Source organism: Pseudomonas sp. TWP3-1 (assembly GCF_049896625.1).
In the GTDB taxonomy this organism is placed as follows: Bacteria; Pseudomonadota; Gammaproteobacteria; order Pseudomonadales; family Pseudomonadaceae; genus Aquipseudomonas.
The window spans coordinates 1-19,344 of sequence record NZ_JAFCUQ010000028.1; the positions used below are offsets into that span (position 1 = coordinate 1).

22 protein-coding genes are annotated in these 19,344 nt (G+C 59.5%); 11 read left to right on the forward strand and 11 right to left on the reverse strand.

The features are described 5' to 3' along the window. Nucleotides 1–199 precede the first annotated feature (199 nt). On the reverse strand, nt 200–391 hold the full coding sequence (locus ACP7BN_RS26025; RefSeq protein WP_426206662.1) for a YegP family protein: 192 nt from the start codon (nt 389–391) through the stop codon (nt 200–202). Nucleotides 392–604: 213 nt separating this feature from the next. Between ACP7BN_RS26025 and ACP7BN_RS26030 the strand changes: the two genes are divergently transcribed. Continuing rightward, a complete protein-coding gene (locus tag ACP7BN_RS26030; RefSeq protein ID WP_426206663.1) occupies nt 605–1,531 on the forward strand; it encodes a LysR substrate-binding domain-containing protein in 927 nt (308 codons plus the stop codon). Between the two features lie 29 nt (nt 1,532–1,560). Here the strand turns inward: ACP7BN_RS26030 and ACP7BN_RS26035 are convergent, their stop codons facing one another. Both ACP7BN_RS26035 and ACP7BN_RS26040 read right to left on the reverse strand, forming a co-directional pair. Next, nucleotides 1,561–2,496 carry a LysR substrate-binding domain-containing protein gene (locus ACP7BN_RS26035; protein WP_426206664.1) on the reverse strand — a complete coding sequence of 312 codons (936 nt, stop codon included), beginning with the start codon at nt 2,494–2,496 and terminating at the stop codon, nt 1,561–1,563. A 191-nt stretch (nt 2,497–2,687) separates the two neighbouring features. Beyond that, nucleotides 2,688–3,866, reverse strand: a complete 1,179-nt coding sequence (locus tag ACP7BN_RS26040; RefSeq protein ID WP_426206665.1) for a cyanate transporter — start codon at nt 3,864–3,866, stop codon at nt 2,688–2,690. Between the two features lie 296 nt (nt 3,867–4,162). On the opposite strand from ACP7BN_RS26040, the gene ACP7BN_RS26045 reads away from it, so the two are divergent. From ACP7BN_RS26045 to ACP7BN_RS26060, 4 genes are all read left to right on the forward strand, one after another. Beyond that, nucleotides 4,163–5,812, forward strand: coding sequence for a phosphoethanolamine transferase (locus tag ACP7BN_RS26045; RefSeq protein WP_426206666.1), 1,650 nt, complete (start codon nt 4,163–4,165; stop codon nt 5,810–5,812). 130 nt (nt 5,813–5,942) lie between these two features. Then, the gene (gene rnd, locus ACP7BN_RS26050; RefSeq protein ID WP_420647821.1) at nt 5,943–7,076 is read left to right on the forward strand and encodes a ribonuclease D; all 1,134 of its coding nucleotides are present in this window, start codon (nt 5,943–5,945) and stop codon (nt 7,074–7,076) included. After that, complete coding sequence (locus ACP7BN_RS26055) at nt 7,073–7,366, forward strand: YcgL domain-containing protein (protein WP_426206667.1); 294 nt, start codon at nt 7,073–7,075, stop codon at nt 7,364–7,366. Before rnd ends, ACP7BN_RS26055 begins: the two co-directional genes overlap by 4 nt. Nucleotides 7,367–7,471: 105 nt before the next feature. After that, entirely contained in the window at nt 7,472–8,404 is a 933-nt protein-coding gene (locus tag ACP7BN_RS26060; protein ID WP_426206668.1) for a D-2-hydroxyacid dehydrogenase, read from the forward strand. Nucleotides 8,405–8,468: 64 nt separating this feature from the next. Here ACP7BN_RS26060 and ACP7BN_RS26065 read toward each other — a convergent pair whose 3' ends face one another. Continuing rightward, nucleotides 8,469–9,062, reverse strand: a complete 594-nt coding sequence (locus ACP7BN_RS26065; RefSeq protein ID WP_426206669.1) for a nitroreductase family protein — start codon at nt 9,060–9,062, stop codon at nt 8,469–8,471. A 156-nt stretch (nt 9,063–9,218) separates the two neighbouring features. On the opposite strand from ACP7BN_RS26065, the gene ACP7BN_RS26070 reads away from it, so the two are divergent. Further along, nucleotides 9,219–9,668 (forward strand): YcgN family cysteine cluster protein, encoded by a 450-nt coding sequence (locus ACP7BN_RS26070; RefSeq protein WP_426206670.1) that lies wholly within the window; start codon nt 9,219–9,221, stop codon nt 9,666–9,668. A gap of 19 nt (nt 9,669–9,687) precedes the next feature. Continuing rightward, nucleotides 9,688–10,917, forward strand: coding sequence for a hypothetical protein (locus ACP7BN_RS26075; RefSeq protein WP_426206671.1), 1,230 nt, complete (start codon nt 9,688–9,690; stop codon nt 10,915–10,917). A 111-nt stretch (nt 10,918–11,028) separates the two neighbouring features. On the opposite strand, the gene ACP7BN_RS26080 is transcribed toward ACP7BN_RS26075, so the two are convergent. From ACP7BN_RS26080 to ACP7BN_RS26095, 4 genes are all read right to left on the reverse strand, one after another. After that, nucleotides 11,029–11,406, reverse strand: coding sequence for a YgaP family membrane protein (locus ACP7BN_RS26080; protein ID WP_426206672.1), 378 nt, complete (start codon nt 11,404–11,406; stop codon nt 11,029–11,031). An 81-nt stretch (nt 11,407–11,487) separates the two neighbouring features. Next, a complete protein-coding gene (locus tag ACP7BN_RS26085) occupies nt 11,488–11,958 on the reverse strand; it encodes an RNA methyltransferase (RefSeq protein WP_095060636.1) in 471 nt (156 codons plus the stop codon). Nucleotides 11,959–12,102: 144 nt separating this feature from the next. Next, on the reverse strand, nt 12,103–12,474 hold the full coding sequence (locus tag ACP7BN_RS26090; protein WP_007911336.1) for a YajD family HNH nuclease: 372 nt from the start codon (nt 12,472–12,474) through the stop codon (nt 12,103–12,105). A 48-nt stretch (nt 12,475–12,522) separates the two neighbouring features. Further along, nucleotides 12,523–13,209, reverse strand: a complete 687-nt coding sequence (locus tag ACP7BN_RS26095; RefSeq protein ID WP_420647829.1) for a spermidine synthase — start codon at nt 13,207–13,209, stop codon at nt 12,523–12,525. Between the two features lie 80 nt (nt 13,210–13,289). On the opposite strand from ACP7BN_RS26095, the gene ACP7BN_RS26100 reads away from it, so the two are divergent. Beyond that, complete coding sequence (locus tag ACP7BN_RS26100; protein ID WP_420647830.1) at nt 13,290–13,589, forward strand: hypothetical protein; 300 nt, start codon at nt 13,290–13,292, stop codon at nt 13,587–13,589. Here ACP7BN_RS26100 and ACP7BN_RS26105 read toward each other — a convergent pair. Together ACP7BN_RS26105 and ACP7BN_RS26110 are read right to left on the reverse strand one after the other, a co-directional pair. Then, entirely contained in the window at nt 13,586–14,059 is a 474-nt protein-coding gene (locus ACP7BN_RS26105) for a cyclic nucleotide-binding domain-containing protein (RefSeq protein WP_420647831.1), read from the reverse strand. The genes ACP7BN_RS26100 and ACP7BN_RS26105 overlap by 4 nt on opposite strands. A 108-nt stretch (nt 14,060–14,167) precedes the next feature. Then, entirely contained in the window at nt 14,168–16,222 is a 2,055-nt protein-coding gene (locus ACP7BN_RS26110) for a S9 family peptidase (protein WP_426206673.1), read from the reverse strand. 99 nt (nt 16,223–16,321) lie between these two features. On the opposite strand from ACP7BN_RS26110, the gene ACP7BN_RS26115 reads away from it, so the two are divergent. The 3 genes from ACP7BN_RS26115 to ACP7BN_RS26125 are packed head-to-tail and all read left to right on the forward strand — an operon-like array spanning nt 16,322 to nt 18,170. Next, nucleotides 16,322–16,822 carry an MFS transporter gene (locus ACP7BN_RS26115; RefSeq protein WP_426206700.1) on the forward strand — a complete coding sequence of 167 codons (501 nt, stop codon included), beginning with the start codon at nt 16,322–16,324 and terminating at the stop codon, nt 16,820–16,822. A 16-nt stretch (nt 16,823–16,838) separates the two neighbouring features. Further along, nucleotides 16,839–17,615 (forward strand): class II glutamine amidotransferase, encoded by a 777-nt coding sequence (locus ACP7BN_RS26120; protein ID WP_420647833.1) that lies wholly within the window; start codon nt 16,839–16,841, stop codon nt 17,613–17,615. A 12-nt stretch (nt 17,616–17,627) separates the two neighbouring features. Beyond that, nucleotides 17,628–18,170 (forward strand): DUF2937 family protein, encoded by a 543-nt coding sequence (locus ACP7BN_RS26125; protein ID WP_420647834.1) that lies wholly within the window; start codon nt 17,628–17,630, stop codon nt 18,168–18,170. A 147-nt stretch (nt 18,171–18,317) separates the two neighbouring features. Here the strand turns inward: ACP7BN_RS26125 and ACP7BN_RS26130 are convergent, their stop codons facing one another. After that, nucleotides 18,318–19,232 (reverse strand): LysR family transcriptional regulator, encoded by a 915-nt coding sequence (locus tag ACP7BN_RS26130; protein ID WP_426206674.1) that lies wholly within the window; start codon nt 19,230–19,232, stop codon nt 18,318–18,320. Nucleotides 19,233–19,344 lie beyond the last annotated feature (112 nt).

Sequence of the window (19,344 nt, forward strand, 5' to 3'; positions counted from 1 at the left end):
CAGTGAAACGATGCATCGCCGATGGTAGTGTGGGGTTTCCCCATGTGAGAGTAGGTCATCGTCAAGATTAAATTCCGAAACCCCAATTGCGAAAGCAGTTGGGGTTTTGTTTTGCCTGCAAAAAAGTGAGCAAACGAAAAGCCCCGCAGATGAAAATCTGCGGGGCTTTTTCATGACCAGGCTTTTTGCCTTTAGATGCCTAGATCTCTTTAACCGGCGTCTCGCCCTGTACACCTTTGATCAACTCGATCACATGTAAGCAATCCGCCTTGTTCACATATGACTCGCCGCTGGCGACCGTCTCGTGATTCCCCGCGCGCAACCTCCAGCGCCATTGTCCCTGACCCGTACTCGGGCTTCCTTTGGATTGCCTGTAAATCTCGAAATACATTCAGCTCGCTCCATGCGATTGGTTAACTGCGACAACCTGTGTGACGCATGCTCGCAAGCCTAGCGGAGTGTGGGTTTTTGGCCATCCAGGATTTGTTTCCAATCGTAGGCGGATGTTTCTGCAGTGCTGATCCATATGGCAACGTGGATGTTTATGGACGGCAGGCCCTCCAACTTTCTACACTGCCCGCAGTTTGGAGATCGGGGGCAATGGATGAATCGAAATGAACTGCGCAAGGCCGATATCAACCTGATGGTGGTGTTCGAGACCTTGATGCTTGAGCGCAATGTGACCCGGGTCGCCGAAAAGCTTTTTCTCGGCCAGCCGACCATCAGCTCGGCGCTCAACCGCTTACGTACGCTATTCAACGATCCGTTGTTCATCCGCGTTGGCCATCGCATGGAGCCGACGGCCCGTGCCGAAGAGATCTTCAAGCATCTATCTCCGGCGTTGGACTCACTGTCGGTCGCCCTGAGCCTGACTCATGATTTTGATCCCGCCATCAGCACCATGACTTTCCGCATCGGTCTGTCGGACGACGTCGAGTTCGGCCTGCTGCCACCGCTGTTGCGCGCCCTGCGCCAAGAGGCGCCGAAAGTCGTGTTCGTGGTGCAACACGTCGATTACTGGCGCATCCCTGATTTGCTGGCATCCGGGGACATTACCGTGGGCATCAGCCAGACTCGCGGCCTGCCGGCGAATGCCAAGCGCAAACTGCTGCGACATATTCAGCCGAGCATCCTGCGCGCCGATGCATCCAACACACCGCTGACCCTCGATGAATATTGCTCACGCCCGCACGTACTGGTCTCCCATACGGCCAACGTCAGTGGTTACGCCGATGAATGGCTGGCAGAAATCGGCCGCAGCCGTCAGGTGGTGTTGTCAGTGCCGCAATATAGCTCGCTGCCGGCGTTGCTCGCGGGTACCGATCTGATTGCCAGCCTGCCGGACTACACCGCCGAGGCCATGGCCGCTTCCGGTCACCTGTTCAAAGAACCATTCCCGTTCAAGACCCCGACACTCGACCTGTCGATGGTCTGGCTCAGCCATGTCGACACCGATCCAGCCGAACGCTGGTTGCGCTCACGGCTGGAGGCATTCATGAGCGAAAGATCGCTGCAGCCAGCTGTGGGGTGAGCAGGGCAGCGCTGTTTTAAAGCGTGCGTTTATCCATGTTGCATCTCGAGACAGGTCTCGATCACCTGCTCGCGCAACCAGAGGTTGGCGCTGTCCTGGTCAGCGTTCTGGCTCCACTGCATGTCGAGGGTAAACCCAGGCAATCCGTTGGGCGCCTCGCAATGATTGAACACCGCCTCGTTGGTCAGCAGTCGCTGGATCCGGCGGGGCAGGGTGAGGATGAAGTCGGTGCCGGTAATCATCTTCAGCGCCGCGCTGTAGCTGTTCGAGCGGGCGACGATCTGGCGTTTCTGCGCCTGACGCGCCAGCCAGCCATCGACCATGTTCGTGCTTGATGTCCACGGCGTCGGGAAGACGTGCCTGCGTTCAGTAAACGCTTGCAGACTCAGGCGCGGCTCCAGCGGCGTAGCGCGTTTGTCGAAGACACAGACCAGATCATCTTCCAGCAACATGCGTGACTTCAGGTCAGTGTGATTGCGGTGAAAGTTGGGGCCAAAACAGATCACCAGGTCGAGACTGCCATCGCGCAACTCTTGCGCCGGGACATCGGTTTCGAATTTGTGCATGTTGATCATTACCGGCAGGTCAGCGAAATCGAAACGCTTCAACAGCCGTGGCAGAACCAACTGCTCAAAATACTCCGGGGCGCAGATGTTGAAAGTTGCCGGTTGTGCGGTCGGGTCAAAGGCTGTGGCACCGGCATGGCACAGGTTGATGCTTTCCAGAATCTTCTGCACATGGCCGTACATGCTGCTGGCTTTGTAGGTCGGCCGCATGCCCGTGCGGGTGTTGACGAACAGTTCATCCTCGAAGCTGGTGCGCAATTTCTTAAGACAGTAACTGACGGTGGACTGGCTGACGAACAGCGCCTCCGACACATCGGTGACGCTGCTTTGCTCGTAAACGGCGACAAACACCATTAAATCCTGCATATCGAGCTTTCTTAGCAAGTTACTGTTCAGCATCCGTTCCGTCCCGATGTGCTCCTTGCGCTGAATCCGCGCAAACGTGTGCGTACGATCCTAACGGAACGATGGTGCCACTAGAAAGCCCTGTAGGACATTTCACGGACAGTTGTGGGACAGAAAGTTTTAACAACACGACGCGACTGATTGATTCGGCGGAAGATGGCCAGAAGCCTTTAGCCAGACACTTCTCAGTGAATGTGCCGGGCGTAATGCCTTGGATCGAAACGCCGTACGATCAGCAACATCAGCACGATGACTCCCGTCAGCGCCCACCAGGCCCATTCGAAGCTGCCCAATTGATCGCGGATCATCCCGGCCAGCAGCGGCGAGAGACCGGCAATCAAATAGCCGATGCCTTGCACAAACGCGGTCAGGCCTCCGGCGCTTTGCGGGTTGTCGAGATGATCGAGGGAAACGATCAGGCTCATCGGGAACAGTCCGCCGATACCCAGTCCCAGGAGGCCCGGCCACAGCAGGCTCAGATGTTGCGGGCTGAGGATCAAGCCGCAGAAGCCAGCGATGATCAATCCCAGCAATCCGGCCAGCACCCGCCGACGGTCGCGACTGCGGTTGGCAATGGCCGGAACCAGCAGGCCGGAAATCACCTCCATCGCTGTCAGAAAACCCAACAGCAGACCAGCATCCTGTTCGCTCCAGCCCTTTTCCACGTAGTACGGCGCCAGCCACGCGAGTACACAGGTGTAAGAAGCAGTGCCCAGACCGAAGAAGACCGCGAGCAGCCATGCGCGAGAATTGCAGAAGAATGACTTTTTTCTCACGGTTGCCGCTGCCACCGTGGAAGCATTCGAATGCTGCCAGAACAACAACGCGAGCAGCGCCAATCCCGCCCAGATCGCCAGACCGGCGCGCCAACTGCCGGTGCGCGCCATCACCAGCGGCGCAAACGAGGCGGCAATGGCTGCGCCGCCCATGATCGACGTCACATACAGTCCCATGCATAACGCCACATTGTCGGGAAACCGCGACTTGATCAGCGCCGGCATCAGCGCCTGAATTAACGCAATACCGAATCCGGCGAGCATCGCGCTGACAATCAACTCCGCCGCCGAATCGACAAACAGCCGTGACACGCTCGCCAGGCCAATGATCAGCAGCGACAACAGCACTGCGCGCCGCTCACCCAGGCGCTGGCTAATGCCAATCCCGAAAAACATCGCCAAACCCATGGCCATCACGGGGAGCATGGTCAGCAGCGCCGCGACGCTGAAGCTCAACGGGATATCGCCGCGAATCGCCGACAGCAACGGACCTACCGCTGCCATCGACGGACGCAGATTCAGCGCGACCAGAACGATGCCGAGCATCAGCCAGGCAGCGGGGCGGGCGGTGGCACGGACGTTTTCCATTTTCAGACCTTCGAGCAAGAGGCTGTCGATTAGGCGCGAGGCCGCCCGCGTGGGCAAACCAGAAAATCCGCAGGCCTATTTAAAAATTCGATAACCCCTGCGTTGAATCAGTAACTGAACCACACCTGAATCATTCTCAAATACTTCAGAAGTTTTGGCTTATTGCCATCAGCCAACTAATCGTTGGCTTCTTTTTCACAAAAAATTGATGGTTAGCTGCTTAAAGTTTGAGTCGTCTGAGCCAATGAAGTTTTCACAATTGGCCACGGCGCTTCTTTTCAGGAATCACCCTAACTATGTTGAAGATAAAAGCCGTGCGCCCGGAATGGGTGACGTTGTGTGCCAGTGCCTTTCTTTTGGCCGGTTTCAATTTCGTGCTCTGGCAGCATCTCTTCGAGATCACTGCTGCGGACGGCAAAGGCATTGCCATGCGCGTTGCGTTCGGGGTGATGATCTTCGCGGCTTTCAACATCGTGCTGACTTTTCTGGCGTTCCGCAGAGTATTGAAACCTGTTTTGACGTTGATGTTTTTGATCAGCGCTGGCGTGGCTTATTTCATGAGCCAATACGGCGTGTTGATTGATGCGGGAATGTTTCGTAACTTCGCTGAAACCAACATGACTGAAGTTCGTGATCTGCTCTCGTTGAAGTTGATCGCTTATATAGTGTTGCTGGGTGTTTTGCCGTCCTGGTTATTGTGGCAAGTTCCGGTCAACTACCGTCGCTGGCACCATGAGCTGTTCAGCAAAGTTATCGTCAGCGTCGCTTCGGTGGCGGTCATCGGTGGTGTAGCGCTGGCCAACTATCAAGGCTTGTCTTCCTTGTTTCGCAATCACCATGAGTTGCGCCTGATGCTGGTGCCGAGCAACTACATCGGCGCCTCGGCCGGCTATCTGCGCGAGCAGGTGGTTTCGGCGCGGCAGCCGTTCGTCAAGATCGGCGAAGATGCACGACGCGACCCGGCCGTGCAACTCCATCCACGCAAATCCCTGACCGTATTGGTCGTCGGCGAAAGTGCACGGGCGGAGAACTTCGGCATTCTTGGTTACAACCGCGACACCACACCGAAGCTCGACAAGGAAGCAGGCCTGATCGCGTTTACCGACGTGCACTCCTGCGGCACGGAAACCGCTGTTTCGGTGCCGTGCATGTTCTCCAACATGGGCCGCAAGAACTACGACGCCAGCAAGGCCAAAAATGAAGAAGGCTTGCTCGACGTACTCAAACGTGCCGGGATTGATGTGATCTGGCGCGATAATCAGTCTGGCTGCAAAGACACTTGCGATCGCGTCACGGTACAAGACGTCAGTAACTTGAAAGACCCGACGTTGTGCGCCAACAGCGAATGCCGCGACGAAATTCTGCTGCAAGGCCTGCAAGGCTTTATCGATCATCTGGACAAAGACACCGTGCTGGTTCTGCACCAAATGGGTAGTCACGGTCCGGAATACTTCAAGCGCTATCCGAAGGAATACGAGCACTTCACCCCGGTGTGTGAGAGCAACGCGCTGAACAATTGCAGCCGCGAAAGCATCGTTAACGGTTACGACAACACGTTGGTGTACACCGACCACGTGCTGTCGAGCCTGATCGATGTGCTGCGCAATAATCAGGACAAAGTTGATACCGCGATGTTGTACCTGTCCGATCACGGCGAGTCGCTGGGTGAGTACAACCTGTTCCTGCACGGCACGCCGTACATGCTCGCGCCGGATCAGCAAAAGCATGTGGCCATGCTGGCATGGTTCTCCGACAGCTATCAAAAGTCCTACGCGGTCGACACCCATTGCCTGCAAATGAGCCGCGACAAACCGTTGAGCCAAGACAATCTGTTTCACTCGATGCTCGGCCTGCTGGAGGTGCATAGCTCGGTGTATCAGCAGGATCTGGACATGTTCGCCGGTTGCCGTGGCGCAGTGATCGATGGAGTTCTGGCCAAGGACTGAGTCGGCAGACGCACTCTGTAAGACTATTCTTTCCCTCAGGCAGGAGATTTCATCAAGCTCCCGGCTTGTGCAGGCGCGTAAATCGCTGGCGGCGATATATACTGCGCGCCATTCTTCAAGGGAGAGCCGTGTGGCCATCGATATTCACTGGATTCGCGACAACGATAGCCTCGCGCAGTTTTGCGCCGAATGGCAGCAGCTGCCTTTCATCGCCCTCGACACCGAATTCATGCGCGTCGACACCTTTTATCCGATTGCCGGCCTGTTGCAGGTCGGCGACGGCAAGCGCGCTTACCTGATCGATCCGCTGAGCATCAACGCCTGGCAACCGCTGGCGGCGTTGCTGGAAAACCCGGCAGTGCTCAAAGTCCTGCATGCGTGCAGCGAAGATCTCGAAGTCCTGCTGCGCCTGACCGGCAGCCTGCCAGCGCCGATGTTCGACACACAGTTGGGCGCCGCTTATCTGAACCTCGGTTTCTCGATGGGTTATTCGCGACTGGTACAGGAAGTGCTCGGCATCGAACTGCCCAAGGGTGAGACCCGTTCCGACTGGTTGCAGCGTCCACTGTCCGACACGCAAATCAGCTACGCCGCCGAAGATGCCGTGCATCTGGCGGAGGTTTTCGTACAACTGCGGCCGAAACTGTCTGACGACAAGTTCGCCTGGGTGCTGGAGGACGGCGCCGAACTGGTTGCCAACCTGCGCCGCGAAACCGATCCGTACGAAGCCTACCGCGACGCTAAACTGGCGTGGAAGCTGTCCCGTGCGCAACTGGCCGTTTTGCGCGAGTTGTGCGCCTGGCGTGAGCTTGAAGCCCGCGCCCGCGATCTGCCGCGCAACCGTATAATCCGTGAGCACTCGCTGTGGCCGCTGGCCCGCACGCAACCGGACAATCTCGTGGCGCTGGGCAAAATCGAAGACATGCATCCGCGTACCGTGCGTCAGGACGGCCAGTTTCTGCTTGATCTGATCAAGCGCTCTGGCAGTGTGGGGCCTGATCAATGGCCGCCAGCCGTGGCCGAGCCATTGCCGATTGACGCCGCCGCGCTGATCAAGCAACTGCGCGCGCTCGGTCAGGCCGAAGCCGAACGCTTGGGCATCGCACCGGAACTGATGCTACGCAAGAAAACCCTCGAAGCGCTGGTCAAAAGTGGCTACCCCGAAGGTCCTTACCAATTACCAGATTCGCTGCGTGGCTGGCGCCGCGAATTGATGGGCCAGGCACTGCTCGACAGCCTGGCCACCGCCGGAGAACAGCCTTGAAACGTATTTGCTCCATCTACCAAAGCTCCAAGCGCGCGGGCATGTACCTTTACGTGCTCAAGAGCGATGAGCTCGAACGTGTGCCCGAAGGGCTGATGCTGGCGTTCGGCAAGCCGAAACTGGCCTTCAATCTGGTGCTGACGCCGGAGCGCAAACTGGCCAGCGAAGACATCGTCGTGGTGCTGGAAAACCTCGAGAAGCAGGGCTACCACCTGCAAATGCCGCCGGCCGAGGACGAGTACATCGAGCACTTGCCCGAAGAGTTGCTGCGACGCAACGACCCGATGTGATCTGCGAGGCCCGGTCCTGGGCCTCGGGTAATCCCTGAAACTGTTTTACGGCGATGACCGCCCCTCAGGGGGCGGGCGTCTGCACGGTTTGCGAAAGGTTTGAAGATGCGCGTTCTGATTGCTGAACACGACCACGCGGTGTACGCCCGACTGCTGCAACAGGCGGCCCCCGATCTTGAAGTGCTGACCAGCGGCGACTCCGCCGAACTGGCCCGCCTGGCGGTCGATTGCCCGGTGTGGCTGGGCCAGCCGGATCTGCTCGCGACGCTGTTGCGTCAGGGCCACCAGCCACAATGGCTGCAATCGACCTGGGCCGGTATCACGCCGTTGCTGGCCGACGGCTTGCGCCGCGATTATCGGCTGACCCGGGCGGTAGGGATTTTTGGCCAGGTGATGGCCGAATACGTGCTGACCTACATGCTCGGTCACGAGCGTGAAGTGTTGGCCCGGCTGGTCAGCCAGGTCGAGCGCAAGTGGGACAGCCGCACTGGCCAGAGTCTGGTCGGGCGCAAGGTGCTGATCGTCGGTACCGGTGATATCGGCCAGAGCGTGGCGCAGTTTCTGCTGCCGTTCGGCGTTGAACTGTACGGCATTGCCAGCAGCGCCCGTGAGCAGGCGCCGTTTGTCGAAGTCGGTTCGATGGCGGACTTGCCACGGCTGGTCGGCGAGGTCGATTACGTGGTCAACCTGCTGCCGAACACCGAGCACACCCACGATATCTACGACGCGGCGCTGTTCAAGCAATTCAAGCCGACCGGGCTGTTCATCAACGCCGGGCGCGGCGTGGCGGTGGTCGATGCGGATCTGGTCGAAGCCTTGAAAGAAGGGCATCTGGCCGGCGCGGTGATTGACGTGTGCCGTCAGGAACCTCTGCCACAACGGCATCCGTTCTGGACTGCATGGGGCTTGCTGCTGACCGGGCACAGCTCGGCGCCGACGTCACCGTCGCTGATGGCGCAGCTGTTTCTGGATAACTTGCGCGCGTATCAGGCGGGCGAGCCGTTGCGTGGGGAAGTGGATTTCAATCGCGGCTACTGATTCAACGCAGTAAAAATTGTGGGAGCTAGCAGGCTGGCTCCCACAATTGGTTTTGCAGTGTGGCTTAAAGCGTGAAATCGCCTTCAGCAGCCAACTCGCTCAACGGCCGACGGGGGCTCGGCTCTTCGCGTGCTTGCAGATAATCTGCCAGCGTTGCCTTGTCGCCCAATTTGCCCACGGCAACCGCCGCGTGTAGCGCATAACCCTCAGGAATATTCAGCTCCTTGCGCGTCAATTCCTGATCGAACCCGGCCATGCCGTGGGTGTGCCAGCCGCTCAGGCTCGCTTGCAGCGCCAGATGGCCCCATGCCGAACCGGTGTCAAAGGTGTGCCACAACGCTGGCGTTTCTTCGCTGGCGCCCGGTGCAGTGAAAGTGGTTTTCGAGATCACGATTACCAGTGCCGACGCGTGCTGTGCCCAGCTGCGGTTGAACTCGTTGAGCAGGCCCAGATAACGCTCCCAGTTCGCCGTATCGCGACGCGCGTAGAGGAAGCGCCACGGCTGCGAGTTATAGGCCGACGGCGCCCAGCGTGCGGCTTCGAAAAAGCTCAGCAAGGTTTCTTGCGGGATCGTTTCGCCAGTGAAGGCGCGCGGCGACCAGCGCTCGGTGAACTGCGGGTGAATGGCGTAATCGGCAACGCGGGAGTTGGCGCTCATCAAGAGATTCCTGGCGACGTTTGGGTGCTGGCAAAACTACCCGTCGGCAGAAAAACTCACAAGCCCCGTGCAACCGGCAGTCGCCAGCGCTTGGCCCGCAAGGTGTTGGGTACTAGACTGGCGGCCTTTTCACCACCTGATGTTGATGCTTGAGCCATGGCCGCCAAAGTCGAACCGTTCTGGATACGCAAAACCCTCGATCAACTCGATCCGCAGGAATGGGAATCGCTGTGCGACGGCTGTGGCCTGTGCTGCCTGCAAAAGCTTGAAGACGAAGAAGACAACAGCGTCTATTACACGCGCATCGCCTGCAAACTGCTGGACCTGAAAACCTGCCAGTGCAGCAATTATCCAAAGCGGCTGGAGTTCGTCCCGGACTGCATCCAGCTCACGCCGGGCAAGGCTGAAGAGTTTCGCTGGTTGCCGCCGACCTGCGGTTATCGCCTGGTCAGCGAGGGCAAGGATCTGCCGCTGTGGCATCACCTGGTGTGCGGCGACCGCGACGCGGTGCACCATGAGCGGATTTCCCAGTCCGGACGGATGCTCGCCGAAGGCAGCGTGCCGGAAGATAACTGGGAAGATCACCTGATTTTCCGCGCAGGCTAATGATTCTCAAGGAGTGGGTATGGCGACGGGATTGCGCCGGGCGCTGATCTTTGCGTTGTTGGCATTCAGCGCCCCGGTGTGGGCGGCAAACAAAGTCGATCTGGATTACCACGTGCGCCTGCTGCCGCAGAGCGATCAGGCCGAAGTGCGCCTGACGCTGGCGCAAGGCTCGGCGGTGCGCAGCCTCGATTTCGATCTAGGAGACGGCAGCCACTACAGCGACTTCAAGGCTGACGGCCAATGGCTGCTGACGCCGGGCAAGCAAGCGCGCGGCGTGTGGCGGCCAGCGGCGGATACGGCCAGCCTGACCTACCGCGTGCGCATCAGCCACGGGCGCAAGAACGGCAGCTTCGACACGCGCATGACTGCGAAATGGGCGTTAATGCGTGGCGATGATCTAGTGCCCGCCGCGAGGCTCGATCAGCAAGACGGCGTTGAACTGGTCTCGCGCCTGCAATTCGAATTGCCCGACGGCTGGAAAAGCGTCGAAACTGCCTGGCCACGTATCGGCAAAAATAAATTCCGCATCGACAACCCCTCGCGCCTGTTCGACCGGCCGACGGGCTGGATGCTCGCCGGCCATCTCGGCAGTCGCCGCACGCGACTGGGGGAAACCGAAGTCACCGTGGCCTCGCCGCAAGGGCAGGGCATGCGCCGCATGGATGTGTTGACGCTGCTGACCTTTGTCTGGCCGCAGGTGCAGGCGGTTTTCCCGCGTCATCCAACGAAGCTGTTGATTGTCGGCGCAAGTGACCCGATGTGGCGCGGCAGTCTGGCGGCGCGCGAGTCGATATTCCTTAACACGCGCTTGCCGCTGGTGAGTGAAATCGGGAGCAGCGCGCTGGTGCGAGAGTTGGCGCAGGTGTTCGCACGTATCAATGATGATCATCGCAGCGACTGGATCAGTGAGAGTTTTGCCGAGTATTACGCCATCGAACTGGTGCGCCGTGCGGGCGGCATGAGCGATGAGCGCTACGCGAGTTTGCAGGCGAAACTGGCCAAGGACAGCCACAAAGTCACGACCTTGCGCGGCGAGCAGATCAGCCCGGCGCAGGTTTCGAAAGCGGTTTTGCTGTTGCAGGAACTGGATCGCGAGATCCGCTTGAAGACGCGGAACAAGCGTTCGCTGGATGATGTGTTGCGAGGGGCGATGCATCTGGGGCAGGTGGATACCAAGGCGTTTGTGCAGCTTGCCGACAGCGTAATCGGCGAGTCTTCCAACGTTCTTGATACCGAGTTGCTTCAGTAAGTCCGCCATCGCTGGCAAGCCAGCTCCCACAGAGGTCTTGATTAACGCCACAAGACCTGTGGGAGCTGGCTTGCCAGCGATGAGGCCATCAGCCTCACCGCAGATTCAGAATCAAACCCCGGCTTTCGGGGATTTCACCGAATCATTGCCGGTCACCGTCGCGGTACTGGTCGCCGCCTCGGCATTCGCCTTGAGCTGACTCAGCTCTTCCCCGGCGCGTTCGATCTTGGCGCGCACGCTGTTCATGTCCTGACGGCTCTTCTCGATCAGACTCTTCACCGAACTGTGCCCAGTGATCCCGCGAGCCATGGCCACGCCACCGATTGCCACCTGAATCAACCCGAACACGCCGCCACGGCGCAGGCCCTTGCCAACCATCAGCACACCGCCAGCCAGCGAGCCGATACGCTCCCAGCCTTCAACGTTCTGGTCGGATCGGCTCTGGAACGGGGTGGATGCGATACGTTCGACGCGTTTGAGTTCGTTCATGATCTTTCTCCGGGCATTCAGTGATCGATAATCAAGCTGACTGCCGGAGCGTGCCGCTTGTTCCATCGAATGTGCAACGCTTCAGCGGAATTTTGGCCCGGAGCGGGTGTTCAGGCCCTTGGCCATGCGGTCGTAGAGCACGACGTTGACCGTGGCGGCGAGGTTCATGCAGCCGGTGGTCGGGATGTACACCACGTCTTCGCACCAGTCGCGGATCTCTTGATCGAGCGAGCCGTCTTCCGGGCCGAAGATGTACAGGGCGCGATCCGGGTGGGTGTATTCCGGCAACGGGCGCGCGCCTTCGACCAGCTCTACGGCGACGGGTACGCAGTTGAGCGGCAGGATCTTTTTCAGGTCGTCGATGCCGATCAGCGGGATGTCGTAATGCACACGCTTGGTGTCGGTGACGAAGTCAGCAGCGCGCTCGTAGCGCTTGCCGGTGTAAAACACCGACGCCACGCCATAACAGCCTGCGGCGCGCATCACCGAACCGACGTTCTCGGGTGATTTGGGGTTATACAAACCAATGCAGCTGTACCGTTTGTCTGCCACGAGCGGGGTGCCTTCGGGGAAAAAAGAGCGCGATTATACGGGGATTGGGAATAGCAAGATCAAAAGATCGCAGCCTTCGGCAGCTCCTACAGTTGGATTGCGTTGCCATCTGTAGGAGCTGCCGAAGGCTGCGATCTTTTGCTTTTAATCTTCTTTCTTCATCAACCCGGCCAACGCCGCAAACGGGTTATGCGTCGCCTTGGCAATCTTCGGCGTGCTCAGCGAGCCTTCGCTGAAATACTGCTGGTCGGTATAACGCGAGTGTTCGTTGTCGTGGCAGTACAGGCACAACAGCTCCCAGTTCGAGCCGTCCTGCGGGTTGTTGTCGTGGTTGTGGTCGCGGTGGTGCACGGTCAGTTCGCTGAGGCGCTTGCCGGAAAATTCACGGGTGCAGCGTCCGCACACATGCGGGTACATCTTCAGGGCTTTGTCGCGGTAGCCCATTTCCTTGTCGCGCTGGTTGTCGGCGAGGATGCGGTCCAGCTTCGAAGTATTGGTCGGGGTGGACGAACTCATGGGTTCACCTTTGTAGAAGACGAATGACGGTTATGCGTGAAGTTTAGCTCAGCCCTTGAGCTTCTCGGCAATCCAGATTGTGTGGCGCGTGCCCTTGTTGCCGTGGGCGAAGACCTGGACTTCCTCGGCCTTGAAGCCGGCCTTCTTCAACTTGTCGGAAAACTGCTTGTCGGCGCTGGCTGACCAGACTGCCAGCACGCCTTTCGGGCGCAGGGCTTTGGCGCAGGCACTCAAGCCACCGGCGGAATACAGCCAGCTGTTGGCCTTCTGGGTCAGGCCTTCGGGGCCGTTGTCGACGTCGAGCATGATCGCATCGAAGCCGTTTGGCTCGCTTTGCAGCACCTTGGCCACATCGTCCTGACGGATCACCGTGCGCGGGTCGAGCAGCGGGCGCCCAGACTTTTCACCGAGCGGGCCGCGATTCCACTCGACCACGCCGGGTACCAGTTCAGCGACCACCACTTCGGCGGTTTTCCCCAGATGCTTGAGCGCCGAGGCGAGGGTGAAACCCATGCCCAGCCCGCCGATCAGCACTCGCGAATCCGGGCGGCCAGCGACTTTGCGGCAAGGAATTTCCGCCAGCGCATCTTCGGAACCGTGCATGCGCGTGTTCATCAACTGCCCGCCGTCGCCGCCCTGGATCTTGATGACGAAATCCTCGCCATACTCGAACAGGCACAGGGCGCCGCCATTGTCAGGGATTGGCGTGGTGTCGAGCAGAACGAAACGTTTCATGGAAATCTCTACAAGGGGAAGGCGCGCAGGCGCGGTTGGGAGTAGCCTGAGCCCAGACTTTAAGGCCAACGGAGCCATTGATGAAGCGCACCATTCTAACGGTCATTGCCTTGGCCGCGCTCTCGATAACTGCATCGATCACTGCAGCGCAGGCCCAACAGAGCATTCCCGTCAGCCCGCCGCCGGCATCCGGTTCGCCCGGCACCGCGACGCCGACCCCGTATCCGCAGGTCGGCCCGGTGGGTATTCCCAAGTCCGGCGCCGGCAACGGCGGCGGTCCAGCGTTGGTGCCAATTGAAATGCCCAGCCCACCGGTCAAGGATCAGCCGTTACCGGGCCTTGAGCAGAACGACATCAAGAGCAAATCGCCCGGAGGCTAGATCTGTTGCGCCGCCAGTTGGCCGTCAGCCATGCGCAGACGTTTCGACAACGAGACGGCGAGGGCGCGGATAATCTTGGCGGCGATCTTCGGTGCGTCGTTGAGCATTTTTTCCAGCGAATCCTTGCCCAGATTGAGTAACTGGCAATTGCTGGCAGCGATGCAAGTGGCAGAACGCCGTTCGCCATCGAGCACGGCCATTTCACCAAATGCCCGACCGCTGCGCAGGGTGGCCATGGTGATGACCTGGCCGTCACTGCCGGTTTTCTGCACGGCGACCTGACCGGTGTGCAGTATGCACATGAAACTGCCGGCATCGCCCTCACGGAAAATCGCCTCGCCTTCAGCCACGGTGCTGATGCTGAAATAACCCGAAGCGGCGGCGAAGTCGGCCAGCACCAATTGATCGAACAGGCCACAGTCCATCAGCCAGTCGCGAATTTCGTTGTTCAGTAAGGTCGGTTCTGACATGTCGTTACAGTCTTTTTTATTGTCACGGTTTCAGGCGTTACACAGGGGATCATGGATGAATCGGCCGGTTGGGGCTTGAGTTAAGACCCAACCGACCGGTGGAGTTCCTCAGGCGATGCGCAAAACCTTGAAAACAAATGCGTATTCGAGGGCTACGTCACGTAATCCCTGATAACGCCCGCTCATGCCGCCATGCCCGGCACCCAGTTCGGTCTTCAGCAGCAACAGATTGTCGTCGGTTTTGCTCGCGCGTAATTTCGCCACCCACTTGGCCGCTTCCCAGTACTGCACGCGGCTGTCGTTGTAGCCGGCGATTACCAGCGTTGCCGGATAAGCCTGCGCAGTGACGTTTTCGTACGGCGCGTACGCCTTTATCCGCTCGTAGACGTCTGGTTCTTCAGGATTGCCCCACTCGTCATATTCGGTGACGGTCAGCGGCAGTTCCGGGTCGAGCATGGTGTTGAGCACGTCGACGAACGGCACTTCGGCAATCGCCACGCCGAACAGATCCGGACGCTGATTGAGCACCGCGCCGATCAGCAAACCGCCGGCGCTGCCGCCGCTGATCGCCAGTTGCGGCGCAGTGGTGATGCCGTTGAGGATCAAGAACTCGGCGCAGGCAATGAAATCGCTGAAGGTGTTGTGCTTGTGTTCCTGCTTTCCGGCGCGATACCAGGCTTCGCCCAACTCACCGCCGCCGCGCACGTGCGCAATGGCGAATGCCATGCCGCGATCCAGCAGGCTCAGCCGCGCGTGGGAGAACCACGGATCGAGGCTCGAACCATAAGCGCCGTATCCGTACAGATACGTCGGCACGGCTTTGCCGACCATTTCGCGTTTCATCACCAGGCTGATCGGCACCAGCGTCCCGTCCGGCGCGGTGGCCCACAGGCGTTGGCTGACGTAGGCGTCGGCATCGAACGTGCCGAGCACCGGAGTCTCCTTGAGCACTTGCTGCTCGCCATCCGCCAGCAGCAATTGGCGAACCTGTGCCGGCCGGTTCAAAGCCTCATAGCGCAGGCGAATCCGGTCGCTGTCGAATTCAAGGGTGTTTTGCACATACAGGCTGTAGGCCGCGTCCGGTAATTGCACGCGATAAGGCGCCGCGCCGTGTGGGTGAACTTCGATGATCGGCAGACCGCCCTCACGCAGGCTCAGGGTCATGGCTTCGGCGTTGAGGCTCACGCCGTCGAGCATCACCGTGTCGCTGTGCGGGATCAGGTTGTGCCAGTCGGCCTCGGTCGGCGCGATCCCGGTGTCGGCCGCCTGATACAAGGCGAAGTTGATGCCGTCACGGTTGGTGCGGATGAACCACGTCCATTCGCCGTCGAGCTTGCCGTGATCAACGTCGTACTCGTGATCTTCGACCCGTGGCGCCAGGTAGGTGAACGGCAGCTGCGGCTGATTGGCGTCGAGCACCCAGACTTCGCTGGTGGTCTTGCTGCCCAGCGACAGCAGCAGTTGCTGCTCGGAGCTGGCGCGATAGCAATGCAGGAAGAAGCGCCCGTCCGGCTCATGGAAAACCTCTTCAGCGGCCGTGCCGTCCAGACGATAGCGGAACAGTTTGTACGGGCGATGCGTCTCGTCGAGGGTGGCGAAGAACAGCGTCAGGCTGTCGTTGGCCCAGGTCATGCTGCCATCGGAGTCTTCGAATTCCAGTTCGCTGACACGTCCGCTGGATAATTCCTTCACGAACAGCGTGTAAATCTCGTCGCCCGAGGCGTCGACGCTGTAGGCCAGACGCTGGTGATCGGGGCTGATGCTGAAGGCGCCAAGGGAGAAGAAACCGCCGTTGGCCAGTGCGTTCGGGTCGAGCAGCAGTTGTTCCTGACTTTCGTCGAGGGTCAGGCTGTCGTCGGCCGGGCGCGGGCAGCGGTAGTGACGGGCGTATTCATCGCCAGCCGTGGTGCGCGTGTAATACAGATACGGGCCCCACGGGGAGGGCAGGGACAGGTCGGTCTCAAGGATTCGGCCTTTGATTTCTTTAAACAGGCTCTCACGCAGTTCGGCCTGATCGGCGGTCTGCGCCTCCTGGTAAGCGTTTTCAGCCTTGAGGTAATCGAGCACCGCAGCGGTGTCGCGCTCCTGCAGCCAGGCGTACGGGTCGACACCGGCCGCCTTGTGGGCAATCGGGGCACGGATGACGTTGGCGGATTCGGGCATGGAAGGCTCTCGGACATGACAAATAGGGGTGGCACGGACGGTGGACAAGCCGGGCGTGCGAAAAGTCGTTACTATAAGCGCCTCTTTGCCTGCCTTGCCATGGACACCATGACCGAGAACGACTATCTGATCGCCTGGGGCCTCTACGCCTTTGCCGCTTTAGGCTGCCTCCTGGTATGGATGCGCATGACCCGCTGGATGTGGCGCTGGCTGCGCGAGCCACTGCGTCTGCTCATGGCCGTGTTGCTGCTGACCCCGACCATTGTCGATCAGGTGAAGGATAAAGTGGCGCCAGCCGTCGCCATCACCGCATTGGATCTGGCATTCAAGGTTGGCAACAACGCCTGGCGCGCGGTCTCCGATCTGTTCATGTACGGGATGATCGCTTTCGGCATTTACCTGATTTTCGTGCTGATCCGTTTGCCGATAGAGCGAGCGTCGAAGGCGCGCAAGGAACAGGCCGAAGCAGCCAAAGTCGCCGCCCGTGCCGATGATGAGCGTAACGACGATCAACCGTTCGGCGGTGCCGGCGATGATCGTTATGGTCGCCCGCCGTTGCCGAACAATCCGCAGCGCATGCGCGTCGAGCCGCGTCTGTAATCACGAGAGTCCGCACATGTGTGAACTACTGGGCATGAGTGCCAACGTGCCGACCGATATCGTGTTCAGCTTCACCGGGCTGATGCAACGCGGTGGTCGCACCGGGCCGCATCGCGACGGCTGGGGCATCGCTTTCTACGAAGGTCGCGGCTTGCGTCTGTTTCAGGATCCGGCCGCGAGCTGCGAATCCGAAGTGGCCAATCTGGTGCAACGTTATCCAATCAAGAGCGAAGTGGTCATCGGCCACATCCGTCAGGCCAACGTCGGCAAGGTCTGCCTGTCCAACACCCACCCGTTCGTCCGCGAACTGTGGGGGCGCAACTGGTGCTTCGCGCACAACGGCCAGCTCGCCGATTTCACCCCGATCAAGAGTTTTTACCGCCCGGTCGGCGATACCGACAGCGAAGCGGCGTTCTGCGATTTGCTCAACCGCGTCCGTGGTGCATTTCCGGAACCGGTCGATATAGAAGCGCTGCTGCCGGATCTGGTTGCCGCGTGCGCCGAATACCGCAGCAAAGGCGTGTTCAACTGCCTGCTCAGCGACGGCGACTGGCTGTTCTGCTATTGCTCGACCAAACTGGCGCAGATCACCCGGCGCGCACCGTTTGGTCCGGCCCGGCTGAAGGATGTCGATGTGATCGTCGACTTCCAGGCCGAAACCACACCCAATGACGTGGTGACGGTGATCGCCACCGAACCACTGACCGAAAACGAAACCTGGACCCGCTACGAACCGGGCCAATGGAGCCTGTGGCGACGCGGCGAATGCGTCAGCCAGGGCAAGACTGCATAAGGATCTACCCCGATGTTGCTCAGTTATCTACGGCTGGTGTTGTTTGCGGCGGGCCTGTTGATCGGTGTCCAGGTGCCGGGTTTCATCAACGATTACGCAAAACGCGTCGAAGCGCATTTGATCGAGGCGCAGACCGGTCTGCGCGGCTTCCAGGGCACTGCCGAGCAGTTCTTCAAGGGCGATATTCAGGCACTGGTCGCGCATTACCGCGCCAGCGAAGACCCGGTGTTTCGCAGCGATGCCGACAGTCTGAGCACTATGCTTGACCGTCAATTGGCACTGGATAAACAGTTCCAGGCCATGCAAGGCCCGTGGTACATCCGCTTCCTGCAAGTGGTACTGGCGGCCGACCCGGACATCCGCAAGGAAACCTGGAACGGCTACAGCTACCAGATTCTGCTGACTCCGGAAGCGATGATCTGGGGCATGAGCGGCGCGTTGCTGCTGTCGTTCGGCATCGAATGCCTGTTCCGTCTGATCGACTGGGTGGTGCTCGGCGGCAAGCGTCTGCGCCAGAGCCGGCCGATTGAAGACCGGGATGTGCGCGGTCTCTGAATTCGCAGCGGGGAGCTTCTGTGGCGAGGGGATTTATCCCCGCTCGGCTGCGCAGCAGTCGCCAAACCTGCAATCACAGTGTGACTGGACTACTTTGGGGCGGCTTCGCCACCCAACGGGGATAAATCCCCTCGCCACAAGGTTGCGTCAGTCAGACAGGGTGACGTAGCTGTCGCCCATTTTCTGCGCATAGCCCTCCAGCACCTGCTGACACAACGTCACAATCTCCTCGACCCATTCCACCCCGATCCGCCACGACACCACCACCTGCAAATTCTGCGGACGCTGCTCAATGTCGAGCAGGATCAACTCTCCGCGCGCCAACTCTTCGGCTACCAGCACTGGCGGCAATGCGCCGATACCGAATCCATCACGCAACAACCGGGTAATCGCCGACACCGAATTCACGCAATTCAAGCGTGGCGCGAGCACGCCGTGGGCCTGCATCAACGCCAGAATGTCCTGATGCGGTCGGGAATTTTTCGAGTAGGTGATGATGCGTTCCCGGGCCAGGTCGGCGAGGCTCGCGTAGTCGCGGTGGTAGATCGAATTGCTGGCGACAATCCAGCCTAGCGGATGGCTGGCCAGTTCCAGGCTGCGCACGCTTTCGTGGCGCACCAGATCGGTTTGCAGGATCAGATCGAGAAAGCCTTTTTGCAGCTGATCGCAGAGATTCAGCGAGGTATCCGCCACCAGCTCGATTTCCACCATCGGATACAGATCGGTCATCTGCGCCACCAACGGACTGAGCCAAGTGTGAATGACCGTGTCCATCACCCCGATGCGCACCCGGCCGACCTTGCATGAGCGAGTCTCGATCGACTGCTTCAACGCCTGCATGGTGGCGAGCATCTGCTCGGCGTATTCCAGCACTTTCAAACCTTCCGGCGTCAGGCTGACCCCGCGCGAATCGCGCAGAAACAACTTCACCTCAAGTTCGCTTTCCAGCGCCGCAATGCGGCTGGAAATCGACGCCTGGGTGGTGAACAGCTTGTCGGCGGTCAGACGAAAACTCTTCAGCCGGGCGACCCAGACAAAGGTCTCGAGAAACTTCAGATTCATGCGGTCGGCTCGGGTGACAAAAAATTCTTATGCCTAAGGCAGGGTTTTACTCGTTGGACGCGACAGCCTGACGCAGCCAAAAATCGCCGCATCCGGTTCCCACGATAGGCGT